The sequence below is a fragment of the Stenotrophomonas genospecies 3 genome (assembly GCF_054473855.1).
Map to the genome: position 1 here is coordinate 475,652 of NZ_JBTMUR010000002.1, position 18,194 is coordinate 493,845.

The window sequence follows — 18,194 nt, forward strand, 5'->3', positions numbered from 1 at the left end:
TTGTGCCTCAAACCCCGTTTCTGTCAGGCTGAAATCTATGACCTTCGCAGGCATGTGTCAAAAAATGCGAAAGATGACTCTATTCTGACTAAGCGGCGCGGCCCTGCCTGACATCCAGTTAGGGTATGCCTCAATCTGACGGTAGCGAGTCGCAGGCGTTCGGATCGGCATCGGTTTCGTTCCCTGTCTTGGCACGCGCTTCGAAGCGTTGATAACACTCCAACCCGCAGAAGTGCTCGACGTATTCCGCGCCTTCCGGGGTGAAGGCGGCATCGAGCGGGATTTCCTTGCAGCACACGCAGCAACTGGTGGTGGTCGAGTCACTTGCATTCATGGTGGCACCCCTCCATTGACTGACGAAGACGGCGAATGCCGCCGCCGGCATTGGCTTCGCGAACAGGAAGCCTTGTCCTGTGTCGCAGTCCGCTTGTCGCAATAGATCAAGACTCGCCGATGTTTCCACGCCTTCAGCCACCACATCCATGCCCAGCCCGTGCGCAAGCTGAATCACGGTGTGCACGATGGTTTGGTCGCGGCGGTCGTTGGCGAGCCCGGCGACAAACGATTGGTCGATCTTGAGCGTGCTGATTGGGCAGCACTTCAGATGTTGCAGACAGGAATACCCCGTCCCGAAGTCATCGGCGGCGAAGCGCACACCGATCTGCCGCAAGGCGTCCAGGGCGGGGAAGATCGCCGGATCACCAAACGCGACCGATTCGGTCAGCTCGATTTCGAGATACTCGGCGGGCAACTCGGCATCAGCCAGCACGCCCTTTACCCACCCGTCGAAGTCCGGTCCCACTTGGCTCGCCGAAACATTGACGGCCAGCCGGAACGGTCGCCATGCCAGCATTCGCCAGTCACGCATCTGGCGGCAGGCTTCGCCCAGCACCCAAGCGCCGATTTCAGGCATCAGGCCGGACGATTCGACCACGGGCAGGAACTGGCCCGGTGGCAATAGTCCAAGCGTCGGATGACGCCAGCGCAACAGGGCTTCCGCGCCGACAATCCCACCACTGCGCAGATCGACGACGGGCTGGTAGTGCAGTTCAAGCTGCCCGCGCTCGACCGCTTGGGCCAGTTCCGGCGTCGTCCATCCATCCGGCCGGAAAGCGCTCATTCTCTTTCCCTGAATGCCCGCAACGCCCGCGACAGGGACAGAAGGAACAGGCCGGTCAAACCGAGCGCCGCGATGACCCAATGCTCGCCGAGGAAAGCACCGGCGGTTGTGCCGGCCAGCACGACAGCGAGGATGGGCAGGTGGCAGGGGCAAGTCAGCACAGCCAGTCCGCCCCACAGGTAGCCGGTGATCGGTTTGTGCGTCTCGGACGGCAAGCGCTCGGGGTTGTTCATGGCAGACTCTCCGCGTGCTGTGCCGGCTCGGTCGGCAGGGTGGCCAACTGCACTTCCAGATCGGCCAACGCTTCGCGCCGACGCTCGACGAACTGACGCAGCAGGGCAAGCTGCGCGGCCGCTTCGTCGCCGTCCGCCGCATCCAGCGCCCGGCACAGCCGCGCCAGCGCGTCGAGGCCGATGCCCGCCTCGAAGGCCGCCCGCACGAAGCACAGCCGTTGCAAGGCGGCGTCATCGAACAAGCCGTAGCCGCCTGGTGTGCACGCCACCGGGCGCAGCAATCCGCGCAGCAGGTAGTCGCGCACGATATGCACGCTCACCCCGGCATCAAGAGCCAGCCGGGACACCGTGTAGGCGTTCATTGAACACCTCCTTTTTCTCACCCGGCGCAGCAGGAAAGCTGCTTCACATCCTTGTTGAAGGTCTGCGCCGCGAGCTTCAACCCCTCGACCATCGTCAGGTAGGGGAACAACTGGTCGGCCAGTTCCTGCACCGTCATGCGGTTGCGAATGGCCAGAGCCGCCGTCTGGATCAGTTCACCCGCTTCCGGCGCGACCGCCTGTACGCCGATCAGCCGATGGCTGCCTTCCTCGATAACCAACTTGATGAAGCCGCGTGTGTCGAAGTTGGCGAGCGCACGCGGCACGTTGTCCAAGGTCAAGGTGCGGCTGTCGGTCTCGATCCCGTCGTGGTGGGCTTCCGCCTCGCTGTAGCCCACGGTCGCCACTTGCGGATCGGTGAACACCACGGCCGGCATTGCGGTCAGGTCGAGCGCCGCATCGCCGCCGGTCATGTTGATCGCGGCACGGGTGCCGGCCGCTGCCGCCACATAGACGAACTGCGGCTGGTCGGTGCAGTCGCCGGCCGCGTAGATGTTCGGGTTGCTCGTGCGCATGCCTTGGTCGATGACGATGGCACCTTGCGCATTGACAGTGACCCCCGCTGCGTCCAGCGCGAGGCTGCGCGTGTTCGGTGTCCGACCGGTGGCAACCAGCAGTTTGTCGGCGCGCAATTCACCGTGCGTGGTGGTCAGCACGAATTCACCGTCCATATGGGCGACCTGGCTGGCTTGCGTGTGCTCCAGCACCTCGATGCCCTCGGCACGGAAAGCGGCTGTCACCGCCTCGCCGATGGCCGGGTCTTCACGGAAGAACAAGGTATTGCGCGCCAGGACCGTGACCTTGCTGCCCAGCCGGGCAAAGGCTTGCGCCAGCTCCAGCGCCACCACCGACGAGCCGATTACGGCAAGGCGTTCGGGAATGGTGTCGCTCGCCAGGGCCTCGGTGGAAGTCCAGTAGGGTGACTCTTTCAAGCCCGGAATCGGCGGGACCGCCGGGCTGGCACCCGTGGCGACCAGGCAGCGGTCGAACATCACGACGCGCTCGCCACCCTCGTTCAAACGGACGGTAAGGCTCTGGTCGTCCTTGAAGCGCGCCTCACCGTGCACAACGGTGATGGCCGGATTACCGCCCAGGATGCCTTCGTACTTGGCGTGCCGCAGTTCGTCGACGCGGGCCTGCTGCTGGGCCAGCAGCTTACTGCGGTCAATCGTAGGCACAGTTGCCGCAATACCGCCATCGAACGGGCTTTCCCGGCGCAGATGGGCGATGTGGGCGGCGCGGATCATGATCTTGGACGGCACACAGCCGACATTGACGCAGGTGCCGCCGATGGTGCCGCGCTCGATCAGCGTGACCTGCGCGCCTTGCTCGACGGCCTTCAGCGCCGCCGCCATCGCGGCTCCACCGCTGCCAATGACCGCTACCTGCACCGGGGGCTCGTTGCCACTGTGCTTTTCGGCGGCGGCCATCCATCCCCGCACCTTGTCGAGCAGTCCGACGCGGTTGTCCGCCAGTGGCGCATCGGCTAGCGTTGCCTTGTAGCCCAGTCCGGCCACGGCGGCAGTCAGCGCGTCCGGCGATGTGCCCGGCACGATGGCGAGTTGCGCTGTGCCCTTCGGATAGGACACCAGCGCCGACTGCACGCCTGGCACTTTTTCCAGCGCTTCCTTGACGTGCGCCGCGCACGAGTCGCAAGTCATGCCGGTGATTTTTAGATGGGTCATGCAACAGATCCTTTATCGTTTGTGGCGCCAGACAATGACGTCCGTTGTGCTGCGGTGCCGTTTTCAGTGACTCACTGCTTGACGCTGGACGGATAGCCCGCGTCTGCGGTTGCCTTGGTCAGCTTCTGCACGCTGGTCTTGGCATCGTCGAAGGTGACGACCGCTTGGCGTGTCTCGAAAGTCACGTCAACTTTGCTGACGCCTTCGACCTTGGAAATCGCCTTCTTGACAGTGATCGGGCAGGCGGAGCAGGTCATGCCCGGTACGGACAGCGTGACGGTCTGGGTGGCGGCCCAGACGGGGGCAACAACGGCGGCGAGGGCGAGGGAGGCAAACAGTTTCTTCATGGTGAACTCCGATCAGTAGAAAAATGGCATGACGTAGGGAAATCCGAGCGCGACCAGAACCAGCGCGGCCACGATCCAGAAAATGAGCTTGTAAGTAGCTCGCACTTGGGGAATCGCGCAGACCTCACCCGGTTTGCAGGCCGCTGCCTGCCGGTAGATGCGCCGCCAGGCGAAGAACAACGCCACCAGCGCCACGCCGATAAAGATGGGGCGATAGGGTTCCAACACCGCCAAGTTGCCGATCCAAGCGCCGCTGAACCCCAAGGCGATCAGAACCAACGGCCCGAGGCAGCAAGCCGAGGCGAGGATGGCGGCAAGCCCTCCAGTGAAGAGCGCGCCGCGCCCGGTTTTTGGTTCAGACATGCGCTTGTCCTTTCGAATTGAAATTGGATAGCGTAACCTTACTTCCGTACTCATGTACGGAGTCAAGCGATATGGAAAACAATTTGGAGAACCTGACCATTGGCGTTTTCGCCAAGGCGGCCGGGGTCAATGTGGAGACCATCCGTTTCTATCAGCGCAAGGGCTTGTTGCTGGAGCCTGACAAGCCCTATGGCAGCATCCGCCGCTATGGCGAGGCGAATGTAACGCGGGTGCGCTTCGTGAAATCAGCCCAGCGGCTGGGCTTCAGCCTGGATGAGATCGCCGAGCTGCTGCGGCTGGAGGATGGCACCCATTGCGAGGAAGCCAGCAGTCTGGCCGAGCACAAGCTCAAGGACGTGCGCGAGAAAATGGCTGACCTGGCGCGCATGGAGGCCGTGCTGTCTGAGTTGGTGCGCGCCTGCCATGCGCGAAGGGGGAACGTTTCCTGCCCGCTGATCGCGTCACTACAGGGTGGAGCAAGCTTGGCAGGTTCGGCTATGCCTTAGCGTGCTTTATTTTCCGTTTTCTGAGACGACCCCTTAGAAAGCCTAGTCAAAGAGCTGTCACGAGAACACCGTTAGCTTAGCGTACGATTTTTTCCGAATTCTGCGGTTCCCCCTTCCTCCGCATCTACGAGCTTGCACTGCAGGCCAGCTTCCGCGCAGATTTCACAATAGAACAGCTATCTGCCGAGCTAGGGCTGGTGGTGGACCAACTCTGGCCGAACTTTGAGAAAGCGGTTAGCGAAGCGGGATTGCCGATCGAGCAACTCGGGACCGAGTTGGTGCTTGGTGGATGGTCGTTGAAGAACGGCCGGATGATGGCCACGGCGTATGCGAAGAGTGACAGCCGGCGCCCTTGCGTTGTCCAGCCGATCGGGGGGCAGATGGCGTCGCCGGGCGAACCGCTCCAGGCCGCGACCCCTAGCATGGCCCAGGTGGATCTGCTGGCCCATGCGCGTCTCCAGGTCAGCTACCTCAATGGGCAATTGGGCCGGAAAGTAGCAGGAGGTCGACTGCTAGTTGGGTTTCTGCAGAAGGGGCAAGCCCTGCTCAAGGATCTAGGAGAGATCTAGGTCGCGGGAGTCAAATACGCTAGGGGCTGAAATCGAAGTTCAGGTCTGGCCCTAAGGCAGAAGGCCAAAGCAGACCAAGGTCGTCCGTGGATTTGGGATGTTTATCGAGGGCAGGGTGGATGTCCGCTTCTGGCCGGAAGCGGACATTGGGCGGCGACCGGCCCGGTGATGGCATCCGCCTTCGACCCAAAGCGGGCATCGTTCTCGACACACCTGAGTTGATCCGTACTCCAAAGCCTGTTTCCGCTACCCCTTGTAGTGCTCGACGTAGAGCCCCAAAGCTGCCAACGACGCATACACGGCGGACCCAGCGTTGGTCGCGTACAAGGCAAAGGGAACCGGAGGATCGCAGGGAACTGTTGCGATGAACCACGGAGCTGAGCTCGTCAAGCTCGTCCTAGGTGATGTGAGGAATCCTAGCTCCCTACGCATACCTAGCGCCTCGCGGACGTACGCCTTGTTCCAGCCGCCAGTCTTGCACGAGACCCCAAGAAGTAACTCCGTAAATGCGGGATAGCGACGGGTCTTAATCGGACGATATACACCGACGTCAATCTCGTGACGGTCAGCCGCTTTGACCACCGTCGTGCCTTTCCAGCTATGGCTTAGTGTGGTGACCTGCACTGAAATCCTAATCTCGAGCTTCTCAGTAGACGTAGATCCACTGATGTAATCGTGATCCGGATGGTTTGCTTTGCATGGAGATCCTCCAAACGTCAGGACGCCTGCCATCTTGGGGGTACACGTGAGCTTGTAGCCCGCACTATCGATGATTCGCAGAAGCCTAAGCAGCACCCGAAGTTCGTAAGCCTTTCCTTGCGCGTAGGGAGACCCGCTCGCCTTAGCACGCGAAATGGCTGCTTTCACAGCGTTGAGGATTGCTAACTTACTGATCGTCACAGTCGCGGTCCTCGTGGCGCGTGTTCCTCGCGAGGGTCGTCCGGTGGCAGATATCGAGCGATATAGGCCTCAAGATCTGCCTGCTCGTGATCCGTCAAACGCTGGGGTGATACAGTTGGTAGATGTGACCGGATTGAGCGAACTCGGCGACCTTCTGGTGTCTCAACAGTGTAATGAACGTCCTCCAGTCCGGTGAGACCTTGGACCAGCTTCCCGATCTCACCCAAGGTTTGCGAGAGGGCGTCTTGGGTCGTCACAGGTCTAAAATCGAGAACCGCCGCAAGTGCGGCTGCAGCTTGTGCATTCGTGTCGTCCTCGTAATCAGACATCGCCTGAACAATCGCGGAGCGAAGCGATCTAACAATTTGTGGATCAAGCTCAGACGCAAGGGCTAGCGCCTTCCCTATCTCCCTAATTACCTCTTCACCACCTTGATCTTCTGCCATTCACAACTCCACAGCTGTAGACATTAACGGGCCGCGCGGGATGAACCGCCCGGATTCTCTAAATTCAATTGCCGAAGGTTGCCGTTGGCAATGTTCCTTAAGAGTAAGGCACAGTGCGGTTTGGTTCCATAAGCGGATCGCGCTGGCTGTATCCCGAAGTGTGCGATGACGCCGAAGCTGGATAGTGTCGCTGAATTGGACCATCAGGCACTTAGGTCTGAGCCCTGATACAGATTGATGATATGACTCCAAGTCGCGTACGGGCTGCGAAGAGCACCGGCTACTTTGGTCCGCTTCTGACCGAAAGCGGACATTCGTTTAACCAAGGGTGAAGGAAACTTTTAGGGCCAGGATGGACTTCAACTCTCTCGTTCGCTCGCTTCTATCCGATGCGAAGATGCGCCGTAACAAGCCTCTGCGAGACTAGTGCGCGAGCCAGGTCGCTGACATTGCTCCATGGCCTATGACGTGCCCCGCACCCGCTGGTCAAATGGAACCGCCCTCGGCACCATGGGCACGACCATCTAAGGAGTTCTTCATGCTCTACCAAGATAAGTACGTCGCCTTCATCGACATGCTCGGGTTCTCCGCACTTGTCCAAGAGTCGGCAGCCGACATGAGCAAGCTTGATGAAATAGCAGAGGCCATCGACAGACTAAAGAACACAGCGTGCTGCAACCCAGCAACAGGACTTTTGTTCACTTACTTCAGCGACTGCATCGTCATATCAAGCAGCCGCTCTCCTGCTGGCCTTGCCGACATCCTGAGCTGCATCAGAATGTTGGCCGAGAACCTGCTAGTGGTTGATATATTGATACGTGGAGGGCTCACAGTTGGAAGCATTCATCATGATTCTCAGATGATCTTCGGACCGGCGATGCTGGACGCCTATCGCATGGAATGTAAGGAAGCACGCAATCCCATGGTGCTCGTGAGCGAAGAGGTGCGATCGGATGCTCGCGCTGCGGGGTTAAGCAACCTGTTGACGTGGGATGACGAAGAGCCAGACCGCCACTATGTCCACTATCTGATCTCGTACAGCGCTTATGACTCTAATCCAAGGGCGGGCGTCGTGATTCTCGATAGCCAGGCCGCTCTCATCCGGCATTTCATCGCCAAGAGGCTGCTAGGCGCTCCGGGTAAGATCCTGGATAAAGCCGAGTGGATGGAACGATATTGGAACGAGAAGGTGGCGACAGGTGGAATTCTCGGACGTGTTGACAGGGTCGCAGACCTTGTTAGGCCCAATGCGCGACCATTTCGCAGCAGACTCGCCGTTCTAGCACCGCAACCGGGCGCCACTAGTGTGGACTAGCGAATCAGGCAAGCAGCTGCCGATTCCTTGCAAAGATTCAATTCAATTGGCCATACGGAAGCACGTGCAATCCCTGATGGCAGTCGGGACCACCATCTCCCCATTGCCAGCCGCGTCTGAACCAGCGCCCGGAACGCTTCAGCGGAAGGGGCTGGTCCCTTCCGCTGGTGCCTGCCCTGGTTGCACCGGCTATGCGCGGCCACCACGTTCCCGGACACGTCTCTGCCCCCGTCCTGTTGGGCCACCAGGTGCTCGGCGGTGCATTGAAAGGCTCGGGCCTTACTGGCCTTCAGCCCGAGCTCTGAGGGTGCAGTGAGCCACATCGGCAGGCCGCAATAGAAGCAACGGCCCGATTGGGCGTAGAAGGCAGAAGTGCGAAGGGATCTGCGGCGTTTGGCGGTCATGGATGGCTCCGGAATCGAAGGATTCCCGTGCCCCCATTGGGTGGACCTCGGGCACCCGGAGCCTATTGGCTATGCGGGCACAACACCGGCGCTTTATAGCGACTGGCTAAGGCGTTATAGCTCAGCGCTTGAGCCGCTACAAGGCCCAGATGCCGACCAGAACGGGAGGGAGTCACCGACGCCCAGTTAAGGTCAAAGCTTGGTCAGGGGGCGAGCGACGCGCTTGAGCAGGTGGTGCGGGGCGTGGCGCGTCACCCAGGGAAGTCGCGGTGTTGTAGTCCTGCTCAACCCGCTGAACTGTTCGCACGTTCAGGCCCGAGATCTCGTCTAATTGTTCTTGCGACCAATGTCGCGACTGGCGGAACTGGGAAGTGCAGGCGACAAGCTCTGACCGATCAGGTGCGCAGTTGGGAACTCAAGGGCGAGCTGGATGTGGAGCCAGAAATCGAGGGCGTCTTAGGTGCGGATCCAGGAATCAAGGGCATCTTTGGGGGAGATCTGGAAATCGCGGGCGTCCTTGTGGGGAAATACGGGCGGACAGCTGTGGGATCTGGGGCGTTTCCGTTGTGGCAGTCATAAGAGCCAGGCGTCATAGGCCGCTTCAGGCGCGTGCGTCGGCATATCGGACAGAGCCTACAAAGGCTCAGATTCGATGGACCCACTATTTCGCATAATGTATATTATGTTCACCCTCCTGCAGCGGTGGCTGGCACGGGTCTTGCCCAGCCCCCGGCTCCGACGTTGGCATGGAGCCCGATCAATGCGTGCCCTGAAACGACCGCCCCTTAGGTCGGCTTTTCGTTCAAGTGCGGTCGACTGGTCACCCCCCAAAGGGATGCGAGCTGCTGCTGGAAGATTTCGCGTCGGCCATCGTGGCGGAGACTTTAGGCCGTTCTTCGTTGTAGTCACGCCGCAATCTTTCGATACTGGTCCTGGCATGGAGCAACGTCGGGAACCAATGCTCGTTCAGACAATCAACACGCAGCCGCCCGTTGAAGGACTCAACGTAAACGCATTGGTTCGGCTTGCCGGGCTCAATCAGGCGCTGGGCAATTTCCTTCTCGTGAGCCCACGCCACCCTCGCCACGTCGATGGCCGCCGCCTCGTGGGGGCGCCGTTCTCGAACACCTGCTCGGCCAGCAACTTCTTCAGGCGTGTGTTCTCGGCCTCCAAGTCCTTGAGCCGCTTGGCGTCGGGCACGCTCATGCCACCGAACTTGCTGCGCCACGCGCTACTCAATCTCGGACGGGGAGCGCAGCTCGGCATGGAGCGGGGAGCAGCCCTCCCCTACCCTCAATATATCGGGTTCTACCCCGTTTTCACGGACACTTACAAGAAGGCCGATTCAGGCCATGAGGAGTGTTCATGTCAAAGCGTAGGAAGTTCGGTGCCGAGTTCAAGCGCGGTGCGGTTGAGCAGGCGAACCAGCCCGGCATCAGCTGCGCCCAGGTGGCCCGGGAGCTGGGAATTCGCGACAACCTGCTAACCCGCTGGAAGCGCGAAGCGCAGAATCCAGAAGCGGCCGCTTTCGGCGGCGCTGGTCAGAAGGCGCCGCTCACACTCAGTGACATCTGGTCGATCAGGGCGCGCCTACAGCTTGCAGGAGGTGCTCGTGACCTAGCGCTGTTCAACCTGGCGATCGACACAAAGCTGAGAGGTTGCGATCTGATCAGCCTACGACTGCGAGACGTATCGCATGGTGCGGTCATTGCTAATGAGGGCTATCGTATTGCAGCGTAAGACCGGCATGCCAGTTCAGTTCGAGTTGACCGTCTCAACAAGAGCCGCCCTCGCTGAATGGGTCCATCAGGCTCGACTGGAGTCGGCATCCTATTTGTTCCCAGGATAGGGTGATAGTCACCTGTCTACCCGGCAGTACGCGCATTGCAGCGTCATGGGCTTCAGCCATTGGACTCGACCGCCACAGCTACGCCCCCTCCTGCTTGGATCCATTGGATCCAAGCTTGATTGAAGCCCTCCCGATTTCATCATGGTTGAGTCAGCGGACGCACCGCATCCGCTGACCTCAGCCCATCTAGCCCACTGGCACATCCCTCTTCGAACCGTTGGATCCAACGAGCACCACTGCAGCCAGAGCGGCCAGGCCGGCAGCAATTGCCGCACCCAAGAACGCAGCCTGGAAACCCGTCAGCGTACCTTCCGCACTTTGGCCTGCAACAGAGCTGGAGCCCCATGTAGAAAGCGCAACCATAGTAGCGAGACCTATGGCAGAGCCAATCTGGTAGGTTGTATTGATCAGGCCCGAAGCCAGGCCGGTTTCCTCGGGTTTGGCGCCAGCCATGCCTGCCATTGTCGTCGGAATATACGCCAAGGCCATCCCGAACGCGGCGAGGAGAGAAGCAGGAAGAACGTGCGTCACGAATGAACCATCCGGCGGCAGATTCGCAAACATCAGGAGCGCTCCACCCATAAGCACCAATCCGATCACAAGGTTTGCTTTCACGCCAAACCGCCCAATAAGCCTACCGGAAAGGCCAACCATCACGATCATGATCGTGCCGGTCATCGGCAGAAGTGCCAAGCCACTGGCTAGCGCAGAGAGACCAAGGATCTGCTGGAGGTAGAGGTTCAGGAAGAACCATAGTGGAATCCAAGCGGCGCCAAGAAGCGCCATTACAAGGTTGCCCGCCGCCAGGTTTCGTGCTTTGAAGATGCTCATGGGAAGAAGCGGCTCGCGCCTCACGAACTGCGCGACCAAGAAGACGGCGAACAGAACGAGTGATACACCCAGCATTGCCAGAACCTGCGGAGAATAGAATCCAGCCGTTTCAATGGTAACGATGGCAAAGACAAGACTGACAAGCGCAATCGTCACACTGATCGCCCCAAACCAATCAACTGCGCCGGCGTTGCGCGGAGACTTGCGGAGCACAGCCGGTATCAAGGCGAGCACCAACAGGCCGAGCGGTACATTGATCAGGAAGGTCCAGGGCCAAGTCAGCCATTCGGTGATGACGCCACCTAGAAACACACCCGCAGATCCGCCGGCAGCAGCAGCGGCACCCCAGAAGCCGAATGCCTTGCCAAGTTCGGCACCATTGTGTCCAAAAAGACGCATGAGGATCATCAATGCGGACGGCGCGATGAGTGAAGCGCCAACGCCCTGCAAGGCGCGGCCGGCAAGCAGCATCTCCTGACTTTGTGCCAGCCCCGCTACCAGGGATGCGGCGGTAAGTATGAAGAAGCCGCTCGCAAATATCCTCCGCGCACCGAAGAGGTCACCCAGTCGCCCGCCCAGGAGCAGCAGACCGCCAAATGCGATGACATAGGCATTGAAGATCCAGCTAAGCCCACTGGCGCTGAAGCCTAGTTCAGCCTGCATTGCGGGTAGGGCCACGCCGATGATGGATGTATCAAGAATAACGATAAATTGGGCAGTACAAAGAAGAGCTAGAGCGGCCCATCTTTTCGGGTCAGGTATGTTCTTCTGCATTGAGACTTCCAAGTATCAAGTGCTCGCCAATTGCGATTGATGGTGAGTGTCAGACTTACAACGTTGACAGAGTCAACAGTGGGAATCATGCGCGCAGGTATGCGCATCAATGTTGATGCACCCCCCTGCCGACAGGTCAGGGCAAGCGTTCGCTTGGGTGACTGGCCACTGGGCCCGTAGCTTCCAGCAACGTGCATCTAGGCAATCCGGCCACGCTCAAACCTGCCGCGACAGAGGGCCTGTCAAAGCCTTGCTTCAGCAAGACCCCGGCTCGTCTCAGGAACTCTCAGCAACATTGACGACCAACGGAACCGTTCGGATCTCACCGCTACCCATGAACTGGATCCAAAGCGCATATTGGCCCGGTCTAGGAGGATTCGCGTGGAGCATCATCTGTGCTGGGATAGGGCCAGCTTGAACATGCCCTGCTCTGTGGGAACCGTGCGCGCCCTCGGGTGTATTGATCGACATTGCATGGGCGTGGACGTAAGCAAGGTCATGAATTCCGACGAACACCGCGTGAGCCGGGACGCCAAGGTACAGGCCCAGGTCCTGGGCAGGTTCTCCGTCCTTGAGAACCGTTAGTTTCAGCATGCTCTCCTTGCCCGCCTGCAACCCCTTCTGATCCAGTTGCACTGTATAGGGGCCGTCGGCTCCTTCACTGGATGACAGGGGAGGCTCGGTTCCAGACGCGCCGGTTGCTGCATCCACTGAAACGTCGAAGCGAACCACCTGCTGTCCAAGCCCAGCAGGAACCGCGTCAGCAAAAACATGGTAAAGGCCCGGCTTCGGGAAGTTCATCGCCACCCGGAAGCGACCATCCGGCTCCGGTTTGCCCGGATGCTCGTGCAGGAAGCTGGAGAAGTTGCTGTCGGTTGCCAGAACATGCAGATCCTGCGTCAACTCCTCTTCGAACTTCGTTATGCGCTTACCCGTGGTCTTTTCGGAGAATGTGATAAGTAACTCGCGGGAAAGAGGGCCCGTTTTTTCAATGGAAATTTCGGCAGTCACCTTCTCGGTTGATCCCGGAAGTGCGAAGTGCCCTCTCAGCGCTCTCTCGGACGCCGCGGATGGCAGCGCGGTCGTACCGATGGCGGCCATGCCGAATGCAAGAAGATTTTTGATGAACATGGGATCTTTCTCCATAGAAAATTGACCAGCTGCGTGCCAACGACTGACCGTGGCATCCGGCCTCGGCCGGCCTCGCCAGATCAGATGTGTGAACGTTGATTGCCTGGCTAATTGGCACATCAACTACTTTCAGCGCTGACAGCGTGGCAATGTCAATACGATCCATGGAGGCCTTTCTTTTCCATCTGCTTGGATTCATGTTCGGAGAATGCGGGTCTCAGGCGACGTCCAGTTCCCGCCTCCCCTGCTACCGCGGCAGTAGGAGTATTCGTCGCGACGTCATGAGTTGCAGAGTCGATAGTCAAACGGAATACGCAGGATCTTCCCATCATCTCCCGGTCCCGAAATGCTCGCTTGCAATGACGTTCCATCACGCCGGTACTCAATGCGCTTCGGGAAGTCATTCTGCAGATTCTCGAACACCACCCAGTTCGCGCCATGTTCGGCAATGACGAACGTGGTCGGCGCCACGCCATTGGGCTGCACATGCAGGCCAGCCGCTTTGCCTGCAGGCACCAGGCGCATGTACTCGAATGACTCCATATCGCCGCGGCTCAGCGTGCGCGACATGCCAAGCAAGGCGCCGCCGGCCTCGGGCAGCCAGACCTCATCAACCCTGCGCTCCTCGGTACCGCCACACCAATGCCCGGCCAGCCAGTCAAACTCGGCCGGTGCAGCCATGGCCGCGCCGCTTCCCAACGCCAGGCCTGCGCCCAACAACGCCACCTTCGACTTCAACATGTACTGACCTCCTGGATGGTTGGCTGCAGGCTAGCGGCAGGGCCACCAAGGGCGCTTGTAAAAATGCGCAGGATGGCGTCCGATGCCGCATGGACTACCGCGAGCACCCTGCCCCCGACGAACTGCGCCGTCATGTCCAGTGCCTCTGGTGGCTGCAGGACGAAGCCCCCGGCCATGACGTACAGGTCATCTATCCCGATGGCCGCTGCGAGTTGCTGGCGGAACTGGGCGTGCCGATGCATCTGCATGGGGCAGACGGCCGGATCCGCTCCGATCTGCCGTTCTGTTTCGCCGCACAGCAATGCGGTCCGATTCGTCTGCGGGCCGTCGGCCCGGTGTTCTGCATCGGCGTGCGGCTGCAGCCGGCGGCGAGTGCCTTGATTGCCGGCGTCCACCTGCCCGGGCTTCGCGACCAGGCCCCGGATCTGTACACGCTGGACGCCTTCTTTGCCGAAACGTTCAGTGCAGCCGCACGCGCCAGCGCGGCAAGCGGTACGCCCGAGCCCCTCTGGCAGGTGCTGCGGGAATGTTGTGCCAGTTTCACCCTGGACGAGCGCATCGAACAGGCCGTTGGGGAACTGGATGCAGCGCAAGGCGACCTGCGCATCGCCGAACTGGCACGGCGGCTTGGCATGTCCCTGCGTGGCTTGCAGTCGCGTTTTCTGGCGGCCGTGGGCATGACCCCGAAAGAATATGCCCGGGTTTGCAGGCTGCAGGCTCTGTTGCACACGCTGGATGGAGAAGCCACCAGCATCGCCTCCGCTGCGGCGCGCCACGGTTACAGCGACCAGGCCCATGCCACGCATGACCTGGTGCGCTGGACCGGCGTCACGCCCGGCCGACTGGCCGACGCGCTGCGCGGCGATCGTGGCAGTAACGATGCACTGCGGCTGGCAGCGACCTTCGTGCGTGGAAGCAGTGTCGCCCGCTCACCGTGAGCCCCTGCCCTGCGTCGTCCTACAGGAACCGGTGCATCACATACACGTCAACCAGCCCCAGCGCCCGATGCCGGAACGCCGCCGGTAGCGTCCCGACCACGGCGAAGCCCAGCTTCCGGTACAACTCAACCGCTGGCGCATTGGTGCTGACCACGTAGTTGAACTGCATGGCCAGGAACCCCTCCGATCTGGCGCGATCCAAGCTGTGTTCCACCAGCGCCCGCCCGACGCCACGCCCTTGCGTCAGCGGGTCGACCACGTAGGTGGCACTGGCGACGTGCGCGCCCAGGTCCGGGAAGTTGGCACCCATCTTGTACATTCCGGCCACGCGCCCCTCCAGAACGGCCACAAAGGCCGGCTGCACCCCGAACCAGTGGCTCCGAAAGGTTCCGGCCTCGAAGGTGCCGGCGAACGGAAGCGAATCCTCCGTCGCAATGGCCGCCTTGAAAATCGCCCACATGGCGTCGAAGTCACCGGCGGTGGCAGCTCGGATCTCCATGCAATTCCCCGCGGTTCGGCATAGTGGGCAAGGCGGACACTAGCAGAATCCAGCAAGTGCGCCGGCACCCGCTTCACGCGCCACCGCCATCGGTTCGGCAATAGTTGAGTGAATTCCGGCCCTTAGAGCAGTACATGCCCCCTACTTCCGCGCGCATCCCACACCGGCTCCGCCGATGGCGCGTCGCTGGCTACATCCTGCTGGGCATGTACGTTCTCTACCTGCTGGCCGGCAACATCTTCCTCAACACCCCGCTGTTCGACCAGGTCACCAACCGCAAGCCGCACAAGTTCGTGATGACCACCGGCCCGGCCATCTCGCTGCTGCCGGGCCACGTCATTGCCTGGAACGTGCATATGCGCGGACACGTCAACCACACCGTCTACGTACTGCATGCCGAGCGTGCGAGCGCTCGCTTGGCCGTGCTGCCCCTGTTCCGCCGCGAAGTGCGGGTTCCCCGATTGCAGGCCACAGGCGTGTCGGCCGAAATCAGTCGCGTCGAGGACGCCATTCCGTCGCCCCCGCGCGGCGACCAGGGTTGGACCCTGCGTTTCGACGCCATCCACAGCGACAGCATCCGCAGCGCCCGGCTGGGCAAGCTGTTGATCATCGGCAAGGGCCAGGGCACGGTCGGGTTCCTCAAGCAGCTGCGCGGCGGCCCGTCCGAACTGTTCGATTCCGAGGTCTCGTTCAGCAAGGCAGACACCAGCTATGACGGCGTGCAGCTGCTGGGCGACATGGATCTGACCGCGCGCTTCAGCTATCCGCGGCACTATCGCGACCAGGCGCCCGGCCTGGCCAAGTTGAAGCTGCTGCATGCGCAACTTGAGGTGGATGCGCGCAGCCAGGGCCTGCGCATGGATACGGATGCCACAACGCCAAAGATCTCCAGCGCGCCCGTGCCCGGACGCCTGCAACTGGCGGTCCACCTGATCGACGGCCAGCTGCAACCCGGTGACCACGCGCTCTGGCAGGTGCCGCTCTTCCTCGGCGATGGCGCGCCCAATCGCGGCGTGCTGGCCCTGCAGCTCAATGTGGCCAACGACCTGCGCCTGCAGGCCCGCCTGCCGCCACGCCCGGATTCGGCCGCCGGCATCGATGCCGACCTGCTCATCACCGGGCGCGAGATTCCGTTCCAGCACCCTGCCCAGCTGCTGGAACGCAGCTCCGGTACAGTGCGTGGCGAATGGGCCTTCACCTCGCTCAACTGGATCCCTGCCCTGTTCGTGCGCAAGCCGTGGCTGCAGCTCGACGGCGGCGGCACCCTGAAGGCCGATCTGCGCCTGCGCAATGGCGAACTGATCGAAGGCAGCACCGTGGACATTCCCTCCGCCGCGGCGGTGGCCGAAGTGGCCGGCGTGCGTCTGGCCGGCACCGCCAGCGCGCATGGCGAGCTGAAGGCCGGCACCCCCAACCAGGCACAGCTGGCGATCCGGCTGCCCCGCTTCACCGCGCGCCCCAGCGATGCGAAGGATGTGCGGCTGTTCGACGGGCGTGACCTGGCCGTGGACCTTACCGGCGATGGCCGCCTGCAGGAACTGCGCAAGGGCGTTCGCGCACGGTTGCGTTTCAGCGAGGCGACCATCCCTGACCTGGCCGCCTACAACCGCTACCTTGGCTCTCAACAGGTGCGCCTGCTGCGTGGCACCGGCAGCCTCAGCGGCGACGCCACGCTCGACACCGATGGCCGCGTCGGCCACGGCACCGCGCGCCTGCAGGGGCGCAACGCCAGTGCGAAGGTTGCAGGCCTGGACATGGGCGGCGATGTCGACGTGAACGCGACGCTTCGCCGCGGGGACTTCAACCAGCGCCACTTCGATCTGTCCGGCACCACCGTGGAGCTGCGCAATGTGCAGGTGGCGGGCACCGATTCCAGCAGCGCGTGGAAAGGCCGTGCTGTGTTCAAGCGGGGCCGCATCGACGCGCAGTCCCCGTTCCAGGTGGACGCTACCACCGATCTGACCCTGAGCGATGCACGCCCCCTGCTGGCCGTGTTCGCCAAGCGCACCGACTACCCGCGCTGGACGCTGTCGCTGCTCGACTCCGGCCAGGTCGATGCACAGGCCACGTTGCGCTGGCGCCCGGGTCATCTGCTGATCGACGGCCTGCGGGCCGAGAATGATCGCCTGGCGGTACGTGCGCGGCTGGATCTTCTGGAGCAGCGCAAGCGTGGCGATCTCTACCTGCGCTGGGGGCTGCTGGGCGCGGGCATCGAGCTTGATGGCGAACAGCGCCAGTGGCATCTGGCCAAGGCGCGAGAATGGTTCGACCAGCGCCCTTCGCTGTTGCCAGCTGGCGGAAGTGGAAGCGCTGCGGGTTCTTCAGATTGATCGCCCCGGGATGCATCCATTGGCCGCTTCCGTTCGTATGAGCGGGTAAACGCAGGATGGAGCAGCACGGAATGAAGCGGCGTTCACAGGTTATGGGTCTTCTGGGATGGGGCGTGCTCACTTTTGCGGCGGCGGCGGTCGGCGCGTGGGCATCGACATCCGCCGCCAGCTTCTACGCCACCCTCGCCCTGCCTGCCTGGGCACCGCCTGCCAGCGTGTTTGGCCCGGTGTGGAGCCTGCTCTACGCCATGATGGCCATTGCGGCGTGGCTGGTCTGGCGCGAACGCGGCTGGCGCAACGCGCAACCGGCCCTGGTGCTCTATCTGGTGCAGCTGGCCGTCAATGCCCTCTGGAGCTGGCTGTTCTTCGGCTGGAAGCTGGGCGCGCTGGCCTTCGTCGACATCCTGATACTTATCGCGCTGGTGTGCGCAACGATCGTTGCCTTCGCCCGCCTCCATCGCGGTGCGGCGGCGATGCTGCTGCCTTACCTGGCCTGGATATCGTTCGCCTCGGCGCTGAACTTCGCGGTGTGGCGCGCCAATCCCGGGGTGCTGTGACCCCGTATCAGTGCTCTCAGGCCTGTGCGACGCGCTGCGGCTGCCATGCACGCAGCAACGCCGGCTTGAACGCCTGCTGGCCACAACCTGTGGGGCATCGCACCACGCGCGCGGCGGTGTGGCTGACCAGCCCTTGCCCTTCCTCCGCCTTGAACACCGTTTCGCAGCACAGACAGCGCGCAACCAGCGAGTACAGGTGGAGCAGGCGCCCACTGGCCGGATCCTGCAGGGCATCCACATCCAGCAGCTCAAACTGGCAGCTGTCGGCAAGCATGC

At 61.6% G+C, this 18,194-nt stretch carries 17 protein-coding genes and 4 pseudogenes; 6 read left to right on the plus strand and 15 right to left on the minus strand.

What is annotated here, in order from left to right; all coding sequences use genetic code 11:
- Positions 1–130 precede the first annotated feature (130 nt).
- From ACX9OT_RS04600 to merT, 6 genes are all read right to left on the minus strand, one after another.
- On the minus strand, positions 131–1,120 hold the full coding sequence (locus ACX9OT_RS04600; protein WP_003132006.1) for a DUF3330 domain-containing protein: 990 nt from the start codon (positions 1,118–1,120) through the stop codon (positions 131–133).
- Positions 1,117–1,353, minus strand: coding sequence for a broad-spectrum mercury transporter MerE (gene merE, locus ACX9OT_RS04605; protein WP_003132004.1), 237 nt, complete (start codon positions 1,351–1,353; stop codon positions 1,117–1,119). The genes ACX9OT_RS04600 and merE overlap by 4 nt, the downstream gene beginning before the upstream one ends.
- On the minus strand, positions 1,350–1,715 hold the full coding sequence (gene merD / locus ACX9OT_RS04610; protein ID WP_000995360.1) for a mercury resistance co-regulator MerD: 366 nt from the start codon (positions 1,713–1,715) through the stop codon (positions 1,350–1,352). Before merD ends, merE begins: the two co-directional genes overlap by 4 nt.
- A 17-nt stretch (positions 1,716–1,732) precedes the next feature.
- Positions 1,733–3,418 (minus strand): mercury(II) reductase, encoded by a 1,686-nt coding sequence (merA, locus tag ACX9OT_RS04615; protein ID WP_003156770.1) that lies wholly within the window; start codon positions 3,416–3,418, stop codon positions 1,733–1,735.
- A gap of 71 nt (positions 3,419–3,489) precedes the next feature.
- Positions 3,490–3,765, minus strand: a complete 276-nt coding sequence (gene merP / locus ACX9OT_RS04620; RefSeq protein WP_003131987.1) for a mercury resistance system periplasmic binding protein MerP — start codon at positions 3,763–3,765, stop codon at positions 3,490–3,492.
- Between the two features lie 12 nt (positions 3,766–3,777).
- Positions 3,778–4,128 carry a mercuric ion transporter MerT gene (gene merT / locus ACX9OT_RS04625; protein WP_003131974.1) on the minus strand — a complete coding sequence of 117 codons (351 nt, stop codon included), beginning with the start codon at positions 4,126–4,128 and terminating at the stop codon, positions 3,778–3,780.
- A gap of 71 nt (positions 4,129–4,199) precedes the next feature.
- Here merT and merR point away from each other — a divergent pair, with 71 nt between their 5' ends.
- Positions 4,200–4,634 (plus strand): mercury resistance transcriptional regulator MerR, encoded by a 435-nt coding sequence (gene merR, locus ACX9OT_RS04630; RefSeq protein WP_005413387.1) that lies wholly within the window; start codon positions 4,200–4,202, stop codon positions 4,632–4,634.
- 2,453 nt (positions 4,635–7,087) lie between these two features.
- On the plus strand, positions 7,088–7,864 hold the full coding sequence (locus tag ACX9OT_RS04635; protein WP_032966761.1) for a hypothetical protein: 777 nt from the start codon (positions 7,088–7,090) through the stop codon (positions 7,862–7,864).
- On the opposite strand, the gene ACX9OT_RS04640 is transcribed toward ACX9OT_RS04635, so the two are convergent.
- From ACX9OT_RS04640 to ACX9OT_RS04655, 4 genes and pseudogenes are all read right to left on the minus strand, one after another.
- Positions 7,861–8,268, minus strand: a complete 408-nt coding sequence (locus tag ACX9OT_RS04640) for an HNH endonuclease (protein WP_349675278.1) — start codon at positions 8,266–8,268, stop codon at positions 7,861–7,863. The two genes, ACX9OT_RS04635 and ACX9OT_RS04640, sit on opposite strands and share 4 nt — an antisense overlap.
- A 172-nt stretch (positions 8,269–8,440) precedes the next feature.
- A pseudogene (locus tag ACX9OT_RS04645) lies at positions 8,441–8,623 on the minus strand (hypothetical protein); the annotation flags it as partial.
- 528 nt (positions 8,624–9,151) lie between these two features.
- Positions 9,152–9,352: pseudogene (locus ACX9OT_RS04650) on the minus strand (integrase core domain-containing protein); the annotation flags it as partial.
- Positions 9,353–9,399: 47 nt separating this feature from the next.
- Positions 9,400–9,495 (minus strand): annotated as a pseudogene (locus tag ACX9OT_RS04655) (transposase); the annotation flags it as partial.
- Positions 9,496–9,633: 138 nt separating this feature from the next.
- Between ACX9OT_RS04655 and ACX9OT_RS04660 the strand changes: the two are divergent.
- Positions 9,634–9,810 (plus strand): annotated as a pseudogene (locus ACX9OT_RS04660) (transposase); the annotation flags it as partial.
- Between the two features lie 493 nt (positions 9,811–10,303).
- Here the strand turns inward: ACX9OT_RS04660 and ACX9OT_RS04665 are convergent.
- From ACX9OT_RS04665 to ACX9OT_RS04675, 3 genes are all read right to left on the minus strand, one after another.
- Positions 10,304–11,722, minus strand: a complete 1,419-nt coding sequence (locus ACX9OT_RS04665; protein WP_149908498.1) for a DHA2 family efflux MFS transporter permease subunit — start codon at positions 11,720–11,722, stop codon at positions 10,304–10,306.
- A 276-nt stretch (positions 11,723–11,998) separates the two neighbouring features.
- Positions 11,999–12,853, minus strand: a complete 855-nt coding sequence (locus tag ACX9OT_RS04670; protein WP_180844240.1) for a DUF8832 domain-containing protein — start codon at positions 12,851–12,853, stop codon at positions 11,999–12,001.
- Between the two features lie 279 nt (positions 12,854–13,132).
- Positions 13,133–13,594 carry a DUF6265 family protein gene (locus tag ACX9OT_RS04675; RefSeq protein ID WP_459001164.1) on the minus strand — a complete coding sequence of 154 codons (462 nt, stop codon included), beginning with the start codon at positions 13,592–13,594 and terminating at the stop codon, positions 13,133–13,135.
- 89 nt (positions 13,595–13,683) lie between these two features.
- Here ACX9OT_RS04675 and ACX9OT_RS04680 point away from each other — a divergent pair, with 89 nt between their 5' ends.
- Entirely contained in the window at positions 13,684–14,532 is an 849-nt protein-coding gene (locus ACX9OT_RS04680; RefSeq protein ID WP_459001166.1) for a helix-turn-helix domain-containing protein, read from the plus strand.
- Positions 14,533–14,551: 19 nt separating this feature from the next.
- On the opposite strand, the gene ACX9OT_RS04685 is transcribed toward ACX9OT_RS04680, so the two are convergent.
- Positions 14,552–15,031, minus strand: a complete 480-nt coding sequence (locus ACX9OT_RS04685; RefSeq protein WP_262082627.1) for a GNAT family N-acetyltransferase — start codon at positions 15,029–15,031, stop codon at positions 14,552–14,554.
- A 134-nt stretch (positions 15,032–15,165) separates the two neighbouring features.
- Here ACX9OT_RS04685 and ACX9OT_RS04690 point away from each other — a divergent pair, with 134 nt between their 5' ends.
- Both ACX9OT_RS04690 and ACX9OT_RS04695 read left to right on the plus strand, forming a co-directional pair.
- Positions 15,166–17,361 (plus strand): AsmA family protein, encoded by a 2,196-nt coding sequence (locus ACX9OT_RS04690; protein ID WP_459001168.1) that lies wholly within the window; start codon positions 15,166–15,168, stop codon positions 17,359–17,361.
- 71 nt (positions 17,362–17,432) lie between these two features.
- A complete protein-coding gene (locus ACX9OT_RS04695; protein WP_459001170.1) occupies positions 17,433–17,918 on the plus strand; it encodes a TspO/MBR family protein in 486 nt (161 codons plus the stop codon).
- 16 nt (positions 17,919–17,934) lie between these two features.
- Here ACX9OT_RS04695 and ACX9OT_RS04700 read toward each other — a convergent pair whose 3' ends face one another.
- Positions 17,935–18,192 (minus strand): hypothetical protein, encoded by a 258-nt coding sequence (locus tag ACX9OT_RS04700; protein ID WP_014037187.1) that lies wholly within the window; start codon positions 18,190–18,192, stop codon positions 17,935–17,937.
- Between the last annotated feature and the right edge of the window lie 2 nt (positions 18,193–18,194).

Excerpts from the sequence above, each read along its gene's own strand:
- ACX9OT_RS04685 (WP_262082627.1), bottom strand. The coding sequence starts at position 15,031 with ATGGAGATCCGAGCTGCCACCGCCGGTGACTTCGACGCCATGTGGGCG.
- merE (WP_003132004.1), bottom strand. The coding sequence starts at position 1,353 with ATGAACAACCCCGAGCGCTTGCCGTCCGAGACGCACAAACCGATCACC.
- ACX9OT_RS04700 (WP_014037187.1), bottom strand. The coding sequence starts at position 18,192 with ATGCTTGCCGACAGCTGCCAGTTTGAGCTGCTGGATGTGGATGCCCTG.
- ACX9OT_RS04675 (WP_459001164.1), bottom strand. The coding sequence starts at position 13,594 with ATGTTGAAGTCGAAGGTGGCGTTGTTGGGCGCAGGCCTGGCGTTGGGA.
- merP (WP_003131987.1), bottom strand. The coding sequence starts at position 3,765 with ATGAAGAAACTGTTTGCCTCCCTCGCCCTCGCCGCCGTTGTTGCCCCC.
- ACX9OT_RS04680 (WP_459001166.1), top strand. The coding sequence starts at position 13,684 with ATGGACTACCGCGAGCACCCTGCCCCCGACGAACTGCGCCGTCATGTC.
- merT (WP_003131974.1), bottom strand. The coding sequence starts at position 4,128 with ATGTCTGAACCAAAAACCGGGCGCGGCGCGCTCTTCACTGGAGGGCTT.
- ACX9OT_RS04600 (WP_003132006.1), bottom strand. The coding sequence starts at position 1,120 with ATGAGCGCTTTCCGGCCGGATGGATGGACGACGCCGGAACTGGCCCAA.
- merD (WP_000995360.1), bottom strand. The coding sequence starts at position 1,715 with ATGAACGCCTACACGGTGTCCCGGCTGGCTCTTGATGCCGGGGTGAGC.
- ACX9OT_RS04690 (WP_459001168.1), top strand. The coding sequence starts at position 15,166 with ATGCCCCCTACTTCCGCGCGCATCCCACACCGGCTCCGCCGATGGCGC.
- ACX9OT_RS04665 (WP_149908498.1), bottom strand. The coding sequence starts at position 11,722 with ATGCAGAAGAACATACCTGACCCGAAAAGATGGGCCGCTCTAGCTCTT.
- ACX9OT_RS04640 (WP_349675278.1), bottom strand. The coding sequence starts at position 8,268 with ATGACCGCCAAACGCCGCAGATCCCTTCGCACTTCTGCCTTCTACGCC.
- ACX9OT_RS04635 (WP_032966761.1), top strand. The coding sequence starts at position 7,088 with ATGCTCTACCAAGATAAGTACGTCGCCTTCATCGACATGCTCGGGTTC.
- merA (WP_003156770.1), bottom strand. The coding sequence starts at position 3,418 with ATGACCCATCTAAAAATCACCGGCATGACTTGCGACTCGTGCGCGGCG.
- ACX9OT_RS04670 (WP_180844240.1), bottom strand. The coding sequence starts at position 12,853 with ATGTTCATCAAAAATCTTCTTGCATTCGGCATGGCCGCCATCGGTACG.
- ACX9OT_RS04695 (WP_459001170.1), top strand. The coding sequence starts at position 17,433 with ATGAAGCGGCGTTCACAGGTTATGGGTCTTCTGGGATGGGGCGTGCTC.
- merR (WP_005413387.1), top strand. The coding sequence starts at position 4,200 with ATGGAAAACAATTTGGAGAACCTGACCATTGGCGTTTTCGCCAAGGCG.